17 protein-coding genes are annotated in these 15581 nt (G+C 71.6%); 7 read left to right on the top strand and 10 right to left on the bottom strand.

What is annotated here, in order from left to right; genetic code table 11:
• The first annotated feature begins 10 nt into the window (after positions 1 to 10).
• Both ACIRSS_RS03730 and ACIRSS_RS03725 read left to right on the top strand, forming a co-directional pair.
• A complete protein-coding gene (locus tag ACIRSS_RS03730) occupies positions 11 to 1180 on the top strand; it encodes a glycosyltransferase (RefSeq protein ID WP_400890140.1) in 1170 nt (389 codons plus the stop codon).
• Between the two features lie 10 nt (positions 1181 to 1190).
• Complete coding sequence (locus ACIRSS_RS03725) at positions 1191 to 1589, top strand: nuclear transport factor 2 family protein (RefSeq protein WP_400890139.1); 399 nt, start codon at positions 1191 to 1193, stop codon at positions 1587 to 1589.
• On the opposite strand, the gene ACIRSS_RS03720 is transcribed toward ACIRSS_RS03725, so the two are convergent.
• From ACIRSS_RS03720 to ACIRSS_RS03705, 4 genes are read right to left on the bottom strand one after another with little or no spacing between them, the layout of a single operon-like run.
• A complete protein-coding gene (locus ACIRSS_RS03720) occupies positions 1577 to 2725 on the bottom strand; it encodes a sulfotransferase family protein (RefSeq protein WP_400890138.1) in 1149 nt (382 codons plus the stop codon). The genes ACIRSS_RS03725 and ACIRSS_RS03720 overlap by 13 nt on opposite strands.
• An 8-nt stretch (positions 2726 to 2733) precedes the next feature.
• Complete coding sequence (locus ACIRSS_RS03715; protein ID WP_400893372.1) at positions 2734 to 3516, bottom strand: SDR family oxidoreductase; 783 nt, start codon at positions 3514 to 3516, stop codon at positions 2734 to 2736.
• 2 nt (positions 3517 to 3518) lie between these two features.
• A complete protein-coding gene (locus tag ACIRSS_RS03710) occupies positions 3519 to 4709 on the bottom strand; it encodes a hypothetical protein (protein WP_400890137.1) in 1191 nt (396 codons plus the stop codon).
• A complete protein-coding gene (locus tag ACIRSS_RS03705) occupies positions 4706 to 5185 on the bottom strand; it encodes a nuclear transport factor 2 family protein (RefSeq protein WP_400890136.1) in 480 nt (159 codons plus the stop codon). Before ACIRSS_RS03705 ends, ACIRSS_RS03710 begins: the two co-directional genes overlap by 4 nt.
• A gap of 39 nt (positions 5186 to 5224) precedes the next feature.
• On the opposite strand from ACIRSS_RS03705, the gene cysD reads away from it, so the two are divergent.
• The 3 genes from cysD to ACIRSS_RS03690 all read left to right on the top strand — a co-directional run bounded on the left by cysD (position 5225) and on the right by ACIRSS_RS03690 (position 8614).
• Positions 5225 to 6154, top strand: a complete 930-nt coding sequence (gene cysD / locus ACIRSS_RS03700; protein ID WP_400890135.1) for a sulfate adenylyltransferase subunit CysD — start codon at positions 5225 to 5227, stop codon at positions 6152 to 6154.
• A complete protein-coding gene (cysC, locus tag ACIRSS_RS03695) occupies positions 6154 to 7962 on the top strand; it encodes an adenylyl-sulfate kinase (protein WP_400890134.1) in 1809 nt (602 codons plus the stop codon). Before cysD ends, cysC begins: the two co-directional genes overlap by 1 nt.
• 70 nt (positions 7963 to 8032) lie before the next feature.
• Entirely contained in the window at positions 8033 to 8614 is a 582-nt protein-coding gene (locus tag ACIRSS_RS03690; protein ID WP_400890133.1) for a hypothetical protein, read from the top strand.
• Here ACIRSS_RS03690 and ACIRSS_RS03685 read toward each other — a convergent pair.
• From ACIRSS_RS03685 to ACIRSS_RS03670, 4 genes are read right to left on the bottom strand one after another with little or no spacing between them, the layout of a single operon-like run.
• On the bottom strand, positions 8611 to 9321 hold the full coding sequence (locus tag ACIRSS_RS03685; protein WP_400890132.1) for a class I SAM-dependent methyltransferase: 711 nt from the start codon (positions 9319 to 9321) through the stop codon (positions 8611 to 8613). The genes ACIRSS_RS03690 and ACIRSS_RS03685 overlap by 4 nt on opposite strands.
• Positions 9322 to 9340: 19 nt before the next feature.
• Positions 9341 to 9988, bottom strand: a complete 648-nt coding sequence (locus ACIRSS_RS03680; RefSeq protein WP_400893370.1) for a response regulator transcription factor — start codon at positions 9986 to 9988, stop codon at positions 9341 to 9343.
• Positions 9985 to 11205 carry a sensor histidine kinase gene (locus ACIRSS_RS03675; protein ID WP_400890131.1) on the bottom strand — a complete coding sequence of 407 codons (1221 nt, stop codon included), beginning with the start codon at positions 11203 to 11205 and terminating at the stop codon, positions 9985 to 9987. Before ACIRSS_RS03675 ends, ACIRSS_RS03680 begins: the two co-directional genes overlap by 4 nt.
• A gap of 55 nt (positions 11206 to 11260) precedes the next feature.
• A complete protein-coding gene (locus ACIRSS_RS03670) occupies positions 11261 to 11716 on the bottom strand; it encodes an Lrp/AsnC family transcriptional regulator (RefSeq protein ID WP_400890129.1) in 456 nt (151 codons plus the stop codon).
• 109 nt (positions 11717 to 11825) lie between these two features.
• Here ACIRSS_RS03670 and ACIRSS_RS03665 point away from each other — a divergent pair, with 109 nt between their 5' ends.
• Positions 11826 to 12233, top strand: coding sequence for a DUF2000 domain-containing protein (locus ACIRSS_RS03665; protein ID WP_400890128.1), 408 nt, complete (start codon positions 11826 to 11828; stop codon positions 12231 to 12233).
• 6 nt (positions 12234 to 12239) lie between these two features.
• On the opposite strand, the gene ACIRSS_RS03660 is transcribed toward ACIRSS_RS03665, so the two are convergent.
• Positions 12240 to 12770 (bottom strand): snapalysin family zinc-dependent metalloprotease, encoded by a 531-nt coding sequence (locus tag ACIRSS_RS03660; RefSeq protein ID WP_400890126.1) that lies wholly within the window; start codon positions 12768 to 12770, stop codon positions 12240 to 12242.
• A 167-nt stretch (positions 12771 to 12937) separates the two neighbouring features.
• Between ACIRSS_RS03660 and ACIRSS_RS03655 the strand changes: the two genes are divergently transcribed.
• Positions 12938 to 14863, top strand: a complete 1926-nt coding sequence (locus ACIRSS_RS03655) for an ABC1 kinase family protein (protein WP_400890124.1) — start codon at positions 12938 to 12940, stop codon at positions 14861 to 14863.
• Here the strand turns inward: ACIRSS_RS03655 and lepB are convergent.
• Positions 14787 to 15566, bottom strand: a complete 780-nt coding sequence (gene lepB / locus ACIRSS_RS03650; RefSeq protein WP_400890122.1) for a signal peptidase I — start codon at positions 15564 to 15566, stop codon at positions 14787 to 14789. The two genes, ACIRSS_RS03655 and lepB, sit on opposite strands and share 77 nt — an antisense overlap.
• Positions 15567 to 15581: the final 15 nt, after the last annotated feature.

Here is a 15581-nt window from a genome sequence, read left to right as displayed (position 1 = left end):
AGGGGGAACCATGGCCCGCGTACTCGTCTGCGTCCAGCCGGCCCGGGGCCACGTCGGCCCGACCAAGCCGATCGTCGAAGCCCTGCTCGCCGACGGGCACGACGTCACCGTCGTCACCGGCGCGCGCTACCGGGAGGCGTTCGGAAAAGCCACCGTCAAACTCCTGCCGCCGGAAGCCGACTTCGACGAGACCGACCTCGACGGCTCCATCCCCGGCCGCGCCGGGAAACGCGGGCTGAAGCTCGCCCGGTTCGACCTCGCGAACTTCGTGAGCGCGATACCCGCCCAGCTGAGCGTCCTGGACCTCGACGTCGACGTCGTCCTGTGCGACCCGCTCTTCATGGCCGGCCTCGCCCTGGTCCGCCGCGAGCACCGGCCACGCGTGCTGGTGCTCGGGTTCCTGCCGTTCATGCCGCCGGTGCCGAGCGGCCCGAACAGCGCGTTCCTCAAGGTGCTCGCGCCCTGGGTGCTCGGATCGGCGCAGCGGCGAGCCCGCGAAGTGCTGGGCGAAGACCCCGGCCTGCTGTTCGCGAACTGGCCCCTGCGCAGCGACGGCGTCCTGCAGATGACCTGCCCGGGCTTCGAATACCCGCGCCCGAACGCGCCCCTGCACTTCATCGGCCCGACGACGGTCAGCGCGGCGGACGAGCACCCGCTGCCGCCGTGGTGGGCCGACCTCGACGGCTCCCGGCCGGTCGTGCACGTGACCCAGGGGACGGTGGCCAACGACGACCTGAGCCGGCTCGCCGAACCCGCGATCGACGCCCTGGCCGGGGAAAACGTGCTCGTCGTCGTGACGACGTGCGGCGGCACGCTGCGGCCCGGCCCGTTGCCGGCCAACGTCCGCGTCGCCGATTTCCTGCCCTACGACGACCTGCTCCCCCGCTGCGCCGCGGTCGTCACGAACGGCGGCTACGGCGGCGTCAACCACGCCCTCCGGTACGGCGTGCCGCTGGTCGTGGTCGGGGCCAGCGAGGACAAGCGCGAGGTCGCCACCCGCGTCACCTGGTCCGGCGCCGGGATCGGCCGCGCCCGCGCGTCGGCCTCGCCCAAGAAGCTCCGCCGCGACGTCCGCGCCGTCCTGGACGAGCCGCGCTACCGCGACCGGGCGAAGGAGCTGGCCGCCGAGATGGCGGCCGGGCCGTCGCTGGCCGAGGTGGTGGAGCTGATCACGGCGTAGGGTTCCCGGAATGACGCCGGACGCCGGAATCCACGCCGCGATCGAGGAGCACTGGGCCGCGTCCGAACGCGGCGACGTCGAGCAGGAGCACGCGATCTACGCCGCCGACGCGATCCTGGACTACCCCCAGTCCGGCGAGCGCTTCCGCGGCCGCGAGACCATTCAGGCACAGCGCGGCGGTCACCCGGCCGAGCGCCACTTCACGGTCCGCCGCATCCAGGGCCGGGGCGACCTCTGGGTCAGCGAGTGCGTGATCACCTACGACGGCGCGCCGACCCGCACGGTCAGCATCATGGAGTTCGCCGACGGGCTCGTGACCCGCGAAACGCAGTACTTCGCCGACCCGTTCCCGGCGGCGCCGTCGCGGGCGGCGCTGGCCGAGCCGATCCCCGGCGCTCAGGAGCCCTGAGCCGCGAACCGCTCGTCGACCTCCTCCGCCGTCAACCCGAAGTCCTCCAAGCGGTAGCGGTGCACCGGCTTCCGGTCCCCGGAACGGCTTTCCGAGTGCAACGCGGTCATCGCCGCGCGGGCCTCGTCCGTCAAGGACAGTCCGAAGTGGTCGTACACAGTGGACACCGTGCCGATCGGGTCGGCGACGAAGTCCTCGTACGCGACGTCGCAGAACTGGGCCGCGTCGTACCGGGTGCGGGCTTCACGGAACTCCTCCGCGCCACGAGCCCACAGCTCCAGCTGGGAACGGCCGATCACCTCGCCACGGAACTTCGTGGACCAGCCGTCCGCCGCTTTCTCCGCGAGGCTGCACATCGAGCCCATGATCGTGCTGGGCGCGCGGTGGGTCTGGATCACCAGCGCGTCCGGGTACGCCGCCATCAGCGCGTCCAGCGCGAACAGGTGGCTCGGGTTCTTGAGCACCCACCGCTTGCCCGTGTCCGGCAGCCCGATGAGCTGCAGGTTCCGCCGGTGCCGGGCGTAGGCGTCCGTCCAGTCCTGCTTCGCGAGCCAGCGCGAGTACCGCGGCACGTGCGCCAGGCACTCGAACGACACCGACCGCATCGACTGCCGCAGCAGCTGCCAGCACTCCTCCACCTGGTCCGCGGACATGTGGTGCACGCCCATGAACTCCGGGTGCTCGACGTGGTGCCGCTCGTAGCCGGCCTGGATGCCTTGGTAGACCGGGTTGTCCGGCCACGTCGCCCGCGGCGGCCGCGGCTGCGGGACCTCGGCGAGCCAGACCTCCAGGCCCTGGTGGCCGGGGTCCTCGGCGAGCAGCCGGTGCAGCGCGGTCGTGCCGGTGCGGGGCAGGCCGGTCACGAAGATCGGCCGCTCGATCGGGACGTCCGCCGAAGCGGGGTGCTGCTTCCAGCCCGCCTCGCTGAGCAGCCGGGCCACGAGCGCGCCGCGCAGCATCGCCCGGTGCACCTTGTTGCCGTACGGCGTGAGGTCCTCGTCCGCCTCGTACGCCTCCAGCAGCACGCGCAGGCCCTCGACGTACTCGTCCGCGCCGAAGTCGTCGAGCCCGGTGAGCTTGGTGGCCGACGCGTGCAGGTCCTCGACGGTGCCGACGTCTTCCCGGCCGGGACGCATGAAACCTCCTAGTGGTGGTACTCGCCGCCGTTGACGTCGAGGCACTGCCCGGTGATCGCGCGCGCCATCGGCGAGGCGAGGAACACCACGGCGTCGGCGATCTCGTCCGGCTCCGGCAGCTTGCGCAGGTCTATTGTGGACGCGGTCTCGGCGTACACCTCTTCGGGCGTGATGCCGCGTTCCTTGGCCAGGTAGGTGAAGTACCACTTGAGGTTCGGCGCCCAGATGTAGCCGGGCGCGACGGTGTTGACGCGGATCCCGTCCGGTCCGAGCTCGCTGGCGAGGCTCTGGGAAAGCGACAGCAGCGCCGACTTCGCCATCTTGTACGCGCCGAACGTGCGCCGCGAATGCCGCAGCACCGCGGAGTTGATCATCACCAGCGAGCCCTTGCTCTCCTTGAGCGCGGGCAGGAACAACCGGGTCAGCCGCAGCACCGAGATCCCGGCCGTCTCGAACCCGGCGCGGACGGCGTCGAGGTCCACAGTGGCCAGATCGGTCAGCGGCGGGACGGCGAAGGCGTTGTGCACCAACGCGTCCACCCGGCCGAACGCTTCGACGGCCTCGTTCACCAGGTTCGCGGCGGAGTCGGCCTCGTCGATGTCGGTCCGGACCGCGACGGCGCGGCGCCCGAGGTCGGTGACCTCCTTGGCGACCTCGGTCAGCCGCGACTCGGTGCGCGCGGCGAGCACGACGTCCGCGCCCGCCTCCGCGCTGCGCACGGCGATCGACCGGCCGAGCCCCGGGCCGATCCCGGAGACGACGACCACCTTGTCCCGCAACAGGTCCGCCACGCTCACCCCAGCATCCGGGCGGCGACGGCGTCCTGCCGGGCCGCGATCCGCGCCGACCACTCGGCCGGCGTCACGCGTGCTTCCTCGTGGAAGGGCAGCCGGTCCGGCAGCTCGTCCACCTTGACGACCTCGACGACCGGGCCGTCGTCCGGGCCGAGGTCCCGCGCGAGCCGCTGCCAGCGGATCTGGACGTACCCGCGGTCGTGCCCGGTGCGCTCCAGCCAGTTCGCCAGGCCGGGGTCGCGCTCGCTGATGACGAACCGGATCTTGCCGTCCGGGTCGACGCGGGCCTGGTCGGCGGTGAGGCTCGTCTGGTGGTTGATGTAGTCGAGCGAGACGTACCAGAGGCTGCCGAGCTGGATGCCCTGGTACGGCGCGTCCGCGCAGCGCGGCACGGTGACGATCATGGCCTCTTCGTCGCCGAGCTCGTAGTGCCCGGCGGAGGAGAACTGCGTGGTCAGGCCGCCCGGCGTCGAGCGCGGCTCGGTCATCGTGTTCACCGGCAGGTTGTCGTAGAACCACTTCGGGAAGGCCAGGAACGTCTTCAGCCGGCTCAGCAGGATCTTGCCGGTGACGCCGTAGCGCTTGGCCAGCGCCGAGCGGTCCGGCACCGGCGGCGCCTGGCCTGCCGTGTCGACGCACTGGATCCGGATCTCGCCGCGTTTCTCGGTCGCCCAGTCGCTGTGGACCTCGCGGACGACGAGCATCGACGAGCCCTCGCCGAGGACGAAGTAGTTCGGCCCCGGGTTCTCGCGCGCCGGGCCGAAGCGCAGCTCAAAGCGGCCGTCTTCGCCGATTTCGATGGCCCGGTCGTCGAACGCGGCGAGGCTGTCGGGCACGACCACCGGCGAGTAGTCGCCGTTGAGGATCTGGAAGCTCAAGTCGGCGGTGGTCCCGCGGACGCCGGTGACGACGTACTCGCGGTCGGCGCGGATGTTCGCGTTGAAGTACAACGTGTCCGGGTTGTCCAGGCCCATCTTCGTGTACGGCCCGGTGGACGCGGTGAAGTACGGGAAGTCGCGCTGGTAGGCCCAGGCCATCTGCAACGACGCGCGGATGCTCCCGGCGAGGTAGTCGTAGCCCTCCAGCAGACCCTGCTCGGTCTGCGCCGGCGGTGCTTCGGCGATCAGCTTCTCGGCCTCGGCGATCGCGTCGGCGAACGGCCGCGTCAATGAGAACTCGTTCTCGATCATGCGGGAACGGCCCAGCGGTTCGCGAGCAGCCGGAAGCCCGGGGTGTCCGCCCACGAGACCATCGACTCGTAGGTCCGGACGTACCCGATGTGCGTCATCCGCCAGGCGCCGTCGGCCTCCCGGCGGTAGGTGTCCTCGTAGAAGGCGGCACCCTCGATGATCACCTTGTGGTCGGGGACGATGACCTTGTCGGTGAACGACCACCGCCCGGTCGCGGTGTCGCCGTCGACCTCGATCTCGGGCTGACCTGCGTGGTGAACGGTGATGATGCCGTTGCCGAGGCTCTTGGTGAGGAACTCGACGATGGCGTCGCGCCCCTCGAAGTGCTTCCCGTCCTCCCCGGTGGCGCGGGTCCCGTAGTCGGCCGTGGCGTCGACGGTGAAGGTGTCGGCCACCTCGTCCCACTGCTTCAGGTCGACCGCGCGGAGGTAGCGGTACTTCAGCCGGCGGATCTCTTCGAGTACGACCAGGTCCATCGTCCCAGGATCGCGCACCGCTTGACCGATGACAAGAACATGTTCTACTTTTTTCCGGTGTCCGTGGCCTATGAGCTGTCCCACCTGGCCGCGCTCGAAGCGGAGGCAGTGCACGTCTTCCGTGAAGTCGCGGCGACCTTCGAACGTCCGGTGCTGCTGTTCTCCGGCGGCAAGGACTCGGTGGTGATGCTGCACGCCGCCGCGAAGGCGTTCTGGCCGGCGCCACTGCCCTTCCCCGTGCTGCACGTCGACACCGGCCACAACTTCGACGAAGTCATCCGGTTCCGCGACGAGACCGTCGCCTCCTTGAACCTCCGGCTGCTCGTCGCGAGCGTGCAGGACGACATCGACGCCGGCCGCGCCGTCGAGGAGACCGGGCCGCGGGCCAGCCGCAACCGGCTCCAGACCGTCACGCTGCTGCGCGCGATCCGCGAGGGCGGCTTCGACGCCGTGTTCGGCGGCGCCCGCCGCGACGAGGAGAAGGCGCGCGCGAAGGAGCGCGTGTTCAGCTTCCGCGACGAACACGGCCAGTGGGACCCGCGCGGGCAGCGCCCGGAGCTGTGGAACCTCTACAACGGCCGGCACCGGCGCGGCGAGCACATCCGTGTCTTCCCGCTGTCCAACTGGACCGAGCTGGACATCTGGCAGTACATCCGCGACGAACGGATCGCGCTGCCACCGCTGTACTACGCCCATCGCCGCGAGGTCGTCCAGCGCGACGGGATGCTGCTGGCGGCCACACGGTTCCTGTCCCTTGTGGACGGCGAGACGCCGTACGAGGCGACCGTGCGCTTCCGGACCGTCGGCGACGCCACCTGCACCGGGTGCGTCGAATCGTCGGCGGCGACACCGTCCGAAGTGGTCGCCGAGGTGGCCGCCACGCGCGTCACCGAACGCGGCGCGACCCGCGCCGACGACCGGATTTCCGAAGCAGGCATGGAAGACCGCAAGCGAGAGGGCTACTTCTGATGCAGCTGCTGCGGATCGCCACCGCGGGGAGCGTGGACGACGGGAAGTCCACCCTGATCGGCCGGCTGCTGTTCGACTCGAAGGCGATCTTCACCGACCAGCTCGCCGCCGTCGAACGCGCCAGCCGCGACCGCGGCGAGGACTACCCCGACCTCGCGCTGCTCACCGACGGCCTTCGCGCCGAACGCGAGCAGGGCATCACCATCGACGTCGCCCACCGCTACTTCGCCACGCCCAAACGCAAGTTCATCATCGCCGACACACCGGGGCACCTGCAGTACACGCGGAACATGGTGACCGGCGCGTCGACGGCCGACCTGGCGCTGGTCCTGGTGGACGCGCGCAAGGGCGTGCTGGAGCAGTCGCGGCGGCACGCGTTCCTCGCGTCGCTGCTCGGGATCGGGCACCTCGTGGTGTGCGTGAACAAGATGGACCTGGTCGGCTGGTCCCGAGAACGCTTCGACGAGATCCGCGAGGAGTTCCGCAGGTTCGCGATGAAGCTCGACGTCGCCGACCTGACGTTCGTGCCGGTTTCGGCGCTGCACGGCGACAACGTCGTGCACCGCAGCGCGAGCATGCCTTGGTACGAAGGGACTTCGCTGCTGCACCAGCTGGAAGAGGTGCACGTCGCCTCCGACCGGAACCTGATCGACGCGCGGTTCCCGGTGCAGTACGTGATCCGCCGGTCCGACTTCCGCGGCTACGCGGGCACCATCGCGGGCGGGGTGTTCAAGCCGGGCGACGAGGTCGTGGCGCTGCCGTCGGGGTTCACCTCCCGCGTGCGCGCGGTGTGGGGCCCGGGCGGGAAACCGCTTTCGGAGGCCTTCACCGGGCAGGCGGTCGCGGTCGAGCTGGCCGACGACCTGGACCTCGGGCGCGGCGCGATGCTGTGCCGCCCGGGCAACCGCGCGGAGTCGGCCCGCGAAGTCGACGCGATGGTGTGCTGGTTCTCGTCTCGTTCTTCGCTGACGCCAGGCGCTTCTTACGCGGTCCGGCACACGACGACCGAGACGCGCGGTTCGGTGGAGCGGCTGGAGTACCGCCTCGACGTGACGACGCTGCACCGTTCCGAGGCGGATTCCCTGTCGTTGAACGACATCGGCCGGATCCGGCTGCGCACGCGCGCGCCGCTGCTGTTCGACCCGTACCGCCGCAACCGCGCCACGGGCGGGTTCCTGCTGGTGGACGAGCACACGGGCGACACGGTGGCGGCGGGCATGATCACGGGCGCGGTCGCGTCCCCGGTCGTCTGGCACACGGCAGCGGTCCGCCGCGAGGACCGCCCTACGCGCGGCGCGACGGTCTGGCTGACGGGGTTGTCGGCGTCGGGCAAGTCGTCGGTGGCGGTGGAGCTGGAGCGCCGCTTGGTGGCGGCGGGCCGCCCGGCGTACCTGCTGGACGGCGACAACCTGCGGCACGGGTTGAACGCGGGGCTGGGGTTCAGCCCGGAGGACCGCGCGGAGAACGTGCGGAGGGTAGCGGAGGTGGCCCGGCTGTTCGCGGACGCGGGAGTGGTGGCGATCGCGTCCTTGATCAGCCCGTATGCAACCGACCGAGCTTCGGCGCGCGCGGTTTCCGGGGACCTGCCGTTCGTGGAGGTGTTCGTGGACACGCCGTTGGAGGTGTGCGAGGCACGCGACCCGAAGGGGATGTACGCGAAGGCGCGAGCGGGCGAGATCACCGGCTTCACGGGGATCGACGCGCCGTACGAGCGGCCTGAATCACCGGATCTGGTACTGCATCCGGACGACGGCGACCCGGCATCGATGGCGGCGGCGATCCAGGCCTTGCTCGACGACCTCGCCTGACGAGCATCCCGATACCGGCACGTTGCATGATCGAGATCGCGCGAAGGTGATCAAAGGCTAGATTACCGGCATGCGCTTTCTCGGGGGGATCCTCGCTGCCTGCCTGCTGACCGGTGTCGCCGCGTGTTCGGGCGGCGGCACGCCGGCGGCGGCCCCGCCGCCGGCAACGACGTCGGCGGCGCCCTCCAGCACGGTGAGCAAGCCGAAGACGACGGCCCCGACCTTCACGCCGGCGGCGTCACCGGCCAGCTTGACCGCGGCCTGCCCGTTCCTCAGCGCCGAGGAGATCATGCAGGCACTCGGCCGGTCGGTCACCGGCGGGTCGGCCGAGAGCGAGCCGGTGCAGACCGGAGTCGGCAAGGCCTACTCCTGCGATTACGGCAAAGGCCAGACTGGGGTCCTGTTCGTCTCCGCGGATTCCACGACGCCCGCGCAGTTCCTCGCGCGGGCGAAAAAGGACTGTGCGAACCCGGTGCCGCTGCCCGGGATCGGCGAAGCCGCGATGCACTGCGACCAGAAGGACCTCGGCCTGAAGATCGCGGTCGCCAAGCACAGCAAGGGCCAGGTGCGGACCGCGACGCTGTTCCTCACCCCCACGGGCAGCGAGAACACCTACACCACCCTCGCGAAGCTGCTGGCCGACCGGCTCTAGCAAGCCTCGACGACGAAGAACAAGAAGCTCGGAAAGGTGTCGAGCAAGTAGAAGTCGTTGGGGAACAGTTCACGTGCCTCCGGCACCGGGTGGGGTTCGCTGATCACGCAGACTCGGAAGCCCGCCGCGGTGAAGGCGTCGGTCATGGCGTGCAACGGCTTGTGCCAGAACGTCATCCGGGCCGCTTGGCCGTGCAGGTCGAACTCGTCGGTCCAGGTGTACTGCTCGAAGTAGTCGGGCCGCGGCCCGGTCTGGCGGTGGATCAAGTTGTTCATGAACGGGTGGTTGACCGACGCGATCAGCCGGCCGCCGGTCTTCAGCACGCGCCGGAACTCGGCGAGCGTCGGCGTCCAATCCCGCAGGTAGTGCAGCACGAGGGACGCGGTGACGTCGTCGAACGCGGCGTCGGGGAAGGGCAGCGGGTCGGCCAGATCGGCGACCCGCAGGTCCGCGTCGGCGCCGAGCCGCTTGCGCGCGTGTTCGAGCATCGCCGGGCTCTGGTCGACGCCGGTCACGACGGCACCTCGCTCGCGCAGCGCCGCGAACAGCGGGCCCGACCCGCACCCGGCGTCGAGGATCCGCCGTCCCGCCACGTCACCGGCGAGCGCGAGCGTCGCGGGCCGTTCGTAGTAGGCGTTCATGAGACTGGCGTCGTTCTCGGCGGTGTACGCCTCGGCGAAGGTGTCGTACGCGGGAACCCGGGTCATGCACTCCATAGTGCCCGAGTCAGCCCGCCGGGGCCACGAAGCCCGAGTCGTACGCCCGGATCACCGCCTGGGTCCGGTCGCGCGCTCCCAGTTTCGCCAGTACGTTGCCCACGTGGGTCTTCACCGTCTGGATCCCCACGTACAACTCGCCCGCAATCTCCACATTGGACAGTCCCGCCGCCATCAGCCGCAGCACTTCGCGCTCGCGCTCGGTCAGCCCGGCTCCTGCCAAGCCGTCGCCGGACGGGCCGTGGTGCGCCGCCAGGCGGCGGATCGCCGCCGGGAACAGCAGCGACTCGCCCGTCATCACCGTGCGGATCGCCGTCACGATCTCCTCCGGCCGCGCCCGCTTCAGCAGGAACCCGCTCGCGCCCGCGAGGAGCGCGTCGTACACGTAGTCGTCGTTCTCGAACGTCGTCACCACGACAACCTTCGGCGGGACGTCCACAGTGGACATCAGGTGCGCGGTGGCCCGGATCCCGTCCACCGCCGGCATCCGCACGTCCATCAGCACGACGTCCGGGCGCAGCCGCGCCACCAGGCCGGGCACCTCGGCGCCGTCGGCCGCTTCACCGACCACCGTCAGCCCGGGCTCGCTGTCGACGATCGCCCGCAGCCCGGCGCGGATCAGCGGCTCGTCGTCCACCAGCAGCACGCGCACGCTCAGCTCCCCCACGGCACCCGCACCTCGACCTCCCACCGCTCGTCCACCCGCCCGGCCGTCAGCTCGCCGCCGAGCACCGCGACCCGCTCGGTCATCCCGCGCACGCCGCGGCCGCCGCCGGTCCGTCCCGAGCCGCTCCCCAGCGGGTTGGTGACGCGGGCGACCAGCCCGTGCCCGGCAACGGAAAGCGCCACCGCCACCGGGACCCTACCGGCGTGCCGGACCGCGTTGGTCAGGCATTCCTGCAGGATCCGGTACACCTCGCGCGACACCACCGCCGGCACCGCGGCCAGGTCGCCGTCGATCGACGCGGTGACGTCGGTGCCGGCCAGCCGGGTCGTCTCGAGCAACGTCGGCAGCTCGGTCAGCGCCGGCCGCGGCGCCCGGGCCGCCGCCTCGTCCCGCAACAGCCCGAGGACGTGGTCGAGGTCGTCGAGAGCCGTGCGGGCGGACTCCTCGATCGCGCCGAGCGCGCGCTCGGTGAAGTCCGGGTCGGTGCGCAGCGTCCGCCGGGCGGCGCCCGCCTGGACGGTGACGACGCTCAGCGCGTGCCCGACCGAGTCGTGCAGTTCGCGGGCCAGCCGGTTGCGCTCGGCGAGCTGCCCGGTGCGCCGTTCCAGCTGGGCGATCCGGTCGGCGGCGGTCATCCCGAGCAGCCGCGCCGCGACCCGGCGCAGCACGCCGCCGACCGCCCACACGACGTAGACCAGCGCCACCACGCCCACCGCGAACACCACCGGCAGCCACACCGAAGGCCAGCCCGTCGGAACGGCGACCTCGCCACCATCGCCGGTCTGCACGAGGTGCCCGGTGAACACGGCACTGACCGACAGCCCGACCGCGACGGGCGCGGCGAGGCTGAAGAAGCTGACGACGAACCCGGTGACGACGTGCAGCACGAACATCCCGGCGGCCCGCCGCCGGCCCGGCCGGCTGCGGGGTTTCGCGGGCGCGTCCGGCACGGGGTCGTCGAGCAGCTCCCGGACGGCGGTGGACTCCAGGACGTGCACGGCGGGCAGGAACGCGGTCCCGGCGAGCACGAGCAGGGTGACGGCGCCCCCGATCACGACGGCCTGGTCGGCGGTGGTGACGAACGGCAGCACCGACGGCACGGCGATGGCGGAGAACAGCAGGTAGGGCACGCTGATCGCGCCGCCGAGGACGAGGTAGACCCACCGGCGGTAGGTCGCCTTGCTCGTCAGGGGGCGGAGGATGCGCACGGGCCGATCTTCGCAGCCGGCCGGCGCGGGCGCCTCCCTCTCGCGGTGGAGCCGGTCAGGACGTCGGCGTCACCACGGTGCGGCGGAAGTGGTCGAAGATGACCGACGTACGGACGTCGACGATCTCCTTGCGCTGGGTCAGCCGGTCGAGGACGAACCCGCTCAGCTCGTCGTTGTCCGCGACCGCGATGTGCAGCAGGAAGTCGTCGCTGCCGGACATCACGAACACCGACAGCACCTCGGGCAGGCCGGTCACGAACGCGCGGAACGACTCGATGACCGCGCGGTCGGGCGGCCGCAGCCGGACCGCCACCATCGCCTGCACGCCGCGGCCGATCTTCTTCAGGTCGACGTCGACGTGGTGCCCGCGCACGATGCCGCGCCGGGTCAGGTCCCGCACCCGCTCGAGGCAGGTCGACTGCGCGATGTGCAGGCGGCGGGCGAGCTCCTTGTTGGTCTGCTTCGCGTCCTCTTGGAGCAGGGTCAGCAGCGCCGCATCGAGTTCGTCCACCGGTGCCTCGTTCTCCCCCACAGCGAGCAGGATTCGGGATTTCGGCCACCTTACCGAATCGGCTGCGGAGTTCGTCGTGACAGCCCCGTCTGCTGGCTACCGTGACGCCATGATCACCAAATGTGCCATCGTGGTCAGCGAACAGCTGCCCACCGGTCTCGCGGCGAACGCCGCCGGCGTCCTCTCGGTGACCTTGGGCCACCGGGTCGGCGGCCTCGTCGGGGCCGACGTCGAGGATGCCGACGGCGTCGCCCATCCCGGCATCATCGCCACGCCGCTGCCGATCCTGACGGCGCCGCGAGCGCGGATAGCCGCCGTCGTGCGGGCCGCGGCCGACGACGGCGAGCTCTTCTTCGTCTCCTTCAGCGCGCTCGCGCAGAGCTGCCGGACCTACGAGGAGTACACCGGCCGGCTGGCGGCCACGGCGACCGCCGACCTCGACAGCGTCGGCGTCGCCGTGCACGGCCCCCGCAAGCGCGTCGACCGGCTGGTCGGCGCGCTCCCGCTGCTGCGCTGAGCGCCGTCAGCGGACCGTGGCCAGCGCCTCCGTGCGCGCCGCCACGAGGCCGTTCACCCACAACGACTGCACCTTCGCCGCTTCGGTCGCGTCCGGCTTGGCGTTCTTGCACGCCGTTCCCGGGCCGTGGCCGGACATCAGTTCGGTGCACGGGCCGGTGTAGTGGTCCGGCAGGCCCAGGTTGTGACCCAGTTCGTGCGCCGCGATGCGGGTCGGGTCGTAGCCCTCCGCGACCTGGCTCGTGTCCAGGTAGATGTCGCCGCGGCCGTGGCCGTTGGTGTTCGTGTACGAACCGCCGCTGTGGATCTCGTGGAACTTGATCGTCGCGCCCGTCGAGCGCTTGACGAGCTTCACGTCGGTGACCGCGGCGTTCCAGTTGGCCGCGCCCTGGTCGATCTGGGCGAGGTAGTCCGGGGCGCCCGACGAGCTGTAGTACAGCGTCGTGACGGTGGCCGCCGAGGCGGCCGGGGCGAATCCCAGCCCCACCGGGGCCACCAGGAGCAGGGCCGCGATCCGGCCGATCACGCGTCCGTTCATCGTGTCTCCTCATGTCCGTTTAGAGAACACTCAACCGTGGTTCGCGCGACCAGGTTAGAAGTCCACGGACACCCCGGCCACGGCCGAAAGTAGCTCCCTCGCCGGAGGGAGCCGCATCCCGCCGCCGCGTGAGCCGCCCGGGCGGGCCGGGGTGGTCTGCTCGTCCCATGGACATCCTGCTGGGCCTGCTGACCCTCCCGCTCTACGCGCTGGTGCTGTGGCCGCTGGTGGTCGCGTCCCGGCGGGTGCTCGGGGTGCGGATCGGCGCCGTCCGCGCGCTGTGCGGGGCCGCGTTCGGCTGGCTCGTCGCCGGCGGCATCGGCCGGGCGTTCCCGGTTTCCCTGCTGCACAACGGCGGGGCGGCCGTCGGGCTGCTGATCCCCTTGGCGGGCAGCGCTTTCCTGGCGACGCTGATCTTCCTGTTCGTCGCCGAGCTGGCCCTGCCGGGCGGGTTCCGGCCGCGGTCGCTGCGCGCCAAGCTCCGGCGCGCCCGCCGCTACTCGCAGATCAGCCGGATCGCGCTCAAGCACGGCCTCGGCCGCCACCTCGCCGGCCGCCGCGAACCCGGGGTCCGGCACGCCGAGCTCGCCCGGTCGCTGCGCCGCGCGCTGGAGGAGGGCGGCGTGACGTTCGTGAAGCTCGGCCAGCTGCTCTCGACGCGCGCGGACCTGCTGCTGCCGGTGTTCGTCGACGAGCTCGCGAAGCTGCAGGACCGGGTCGCGCCCGCGAAGGCCGACGCCGTGTGGGCCGTGCTCACCGAAGAGCTCGGCGGCTCGCCCGACGACGTCTTCGCCGAGTTCGACCCGGAACCGCTGGCCGCCGCGTCGGTCGCGCAGGTCTACCGGGCCCGGCTCCGCGGCGGCGAGGACGTCGTGGTCAAGGTGCAGCGCCCGGGGGTGCGGGAGCAGGCCGGACGCGACCTCGACATCGTCCGCCGGGTCGCCGCGGCCCTCGAGGAACGCGCGGACTGGGCGCGCTCGCTCGGGGTCGCCGAACTCGCCGACGGGTTCGCCGAAGCGCTGGCCGAGGAGCTCGACTTCACTATCGAAGCCCGCAACATCGCCGCCGTGGCCGCCACTTCGTGCCCGGACGTCGCGCTGCCGTCCGTCCACAAAGCACTGTCCACCGAGCGCGTGCTCGTCATGTCCCGATTGGACGGAAAGCCCCTGGAAACGGCCCCGGCGGCCGACCGCAAGCGGCTCGCGCGGGCGCTCCTGCGGTGCCTGCTCGACCAGGTGCTGATCGGCGGCGTCTTCCACGCCGACCCGCATCCGGGCAACCTCATGCTGCTGGCCGACGGCCGCCTGGGCCTGCTCGACTTCGGCTCGGTCGGCCGCCTCGACACCGGGCTGCGCGGCGGCCTGCAGAACCTGGTGCTGGCCCTCGACCGCGGCGACCCGGCGGCCCTGCGCGACGGGCTGCTGGAGATCGTCGACCGCACCGGCGACATCGACGAGCAGCGCCTCGACCGTGCGCTCGGCGCGCTCGTCGCCCGCCACTTCGGCCCCGGCCGCTCCCCCGGCCTCGACCTGTTCACCAGCCTGTTCCGGGTCGTCGCGGACTTCCGGCTGAGCGTGCCGCCGCCGGTCGCCGCGGTGTTCCGGGCGCTCGCCACCGTCGAAGGGACGCTCTCCGCGCTGGACCCCGCGTTCGACGTCCTGGCCGAGTCCCGCGCGTTCGCCGCCGAGCAGGTCGGCGCCCGGCTGCGGCCGGACTCGCTGCGCCACACCGCGCTCACCGAGGTCATGGCGCTGCTGCCGGTGCTGCGCCGCCTGCCCCGCCGCGTCGATCGCGTCGGCGCCGCACTGGAGGAGGGCCGGCTGTCGGTGAACGTCCGGCTGTTCTCCGACGAGCGCGACCGCGACGTCGTCACGACGCTCGTGCACGAGGTCCTGCTGGCGTTCGTCGGCGCGGCGACCGGGCTGATGGCCGTCCTGCTGCTGACCGGCACCGGCGGGCCGCGTGTCGTCGCCGACCTGACGCTGCACCAGGTGTTCGGCTACAACCTGCTGGTGATCAGCGCACTGGTGGGACTGCGGCTGCTCTTCGTCGTCTTCCGGCGCTCCGGACGGCGGTCACGATCAGCCCGATGAACCCGGCGGCGACCGCCACCACGCCACCGGCGAGCCACCAGCGCAGCCCGGTGAACGTGGTGTCTTCGAACGGCGCGCCGGGCAGTCCCGCGTCGGTGAACGCGGTCGTGCGGGGCAGCGGTGACGGGTGGACGACGGCTCCGGTGCCGACCACGAACCCCACGACGCCGGAAAGCCGCACGACCCCGCGGAACCGCGAATCGTCCGCGTTGCCGCGCTGGTCCCCGAGCACGAACACCTCACCCTCGTGCACGCGGGTGAGGTAGGGGGTGGTCACGACCGAGTCGTGCGCGTACTCGTCCTGGCTGAGGTAGTTCTCGGTGATCGGCTTGCCGTCGACGGACATGCGTCCGTCGGTGCAGCAGGCGACGGCGTCCCCGGCGACCGCGACGACCCGGAAGACCGAGAGCCCGGCGGAGTCCGGGTGGGCGAACGCGCCGCGGTCGAACATGACCAGGTCCCCGCGATGGACCTCCTCGCCGCGGAGGGCGCGGACGACGGCCGAGTTCCCCGGCTTCAAGGTGGGGCTCATCGCTGTGCCGGGGACCCGGTAGGCCCGGTAGTCGAGGATGGTCGTGCCCAGGCCGTAGGCCGCGGCACCGAGACCGAACAGCGTCACGGCAATCCACGCCACGAGAACCCAGGTGAACCGGCGCGGCTTCGGCGGTTCCGGCGGCGCGGGCGGGAACAGGAGTCCGGTCACGGTGATCTATCGGGC

Source organism: Amycolatopsis sp. NPDC101161 (genome assembly GCF_044768185.1).
Classification (GTDB): domain Bacteria; phylum Actinomycetota; class Actinomycetes; order Mycobacteriales; family Pseudonocardiaceae; genus Amycolatopsis.
Note: the sequence above shows the minus strand (reverse complement) of the source record. Positions and strands in the feature narration are given on the sequence as shown.

What these genes read in the sequence shown, in the direction of transcription:
- ACIRSS_RS03730 (WP_400890140.1), top strand. Translation starts at nt 11, where the DNA reads ATGGCCCGCGTACTCGTCTGCGTCCAGCCGGCCCGGGGCCACGTCGGC.
- ACIRSS_RS03725 (WP_400890139.1), top strand. Translation starts at nt 1,191, where the DNA reads ATGACGCCGGACGCCGGAATCCACGCCGCGATCGAGGAGCACTGGGCC.
- ACIRSS_RS03720 (WP_400890138.1), bottom strand. Translation starts at nt 2,725, where the DNA reads ATGCGTCCCGGCCGGGAAGACGTCGGCACCGTCGAGGACCTGCACGCG.
- ACIRSS_RS03710 (WP_400890137.1), bottom strand. Translation starts at nt 4,709, where the DNA reads ATGATCGAGAACGAGTTCTCATTGACGCGGCCGTTCGCCGACGCGATC.
- ACIRSS_RS03705 (WP_400890136.1), bottom strand. Translation starts at nt 5,185, where the DNA reads ATGGACCTGGTCGTACTCGAAGAGATCCGCCGGCTGAAGTACCGCTAC.
- cysD (WP_400890135.1), top strand. Translation starts at nt 5,225, where the DNA reads ATGTTCTACTTTTTTCCGGTGTCCGTGGCCTATGAGCTGTCCCACCTG.
- cysC (WP_400890134.1), top strand. Translation starts at nt 6,154, where the DNA reads ATGCAGCTGCTGCGGATCGCCACCGCGGGGAGCGTGGACGACGGGAAG.
- ACIRSS_RS03690 (WP_400890133.1), top strand. Translation starts at nt 8,033, where the DNA reads ATGCGCTTTCTCGGGGGGATCCTCGCTGCCTGCCTGCTGACCGGTGTC.
- ACIRSS_RS03685 (WP_400890132.1), bottom strand. Translation starts at nt 9,321, where the DNA reads ATGACCCGGGTTCCCGCGTACGACACCTTCGCCGAGGCGTACACCGCC.
- ACIRSS_RS03665 (WP_400890128.1), top strand. Translation starts at nt 11,826, where the DNA reads ATGATCACCAAATGTGCCATCGTGGTCAGCGAACAGCTGCCCACCGGT.
- ACIRSS_RS03660 (WP_400890126.1), bottom strand. Translation starts at nt 12,770, where the DNA reads ATGAACGGACGCGTGATCGGCCGGATCGCGGCCCTGCTCCTGGTGGCC.
- ACIRSS_RS03655 (WP_400890124.1), top strand. Translation starts at nt 12,938, where the DNA reads ATGGACATCCTGCTGGGCCTGCTGACCCTCCCGCTCTACGCGCTGGTG.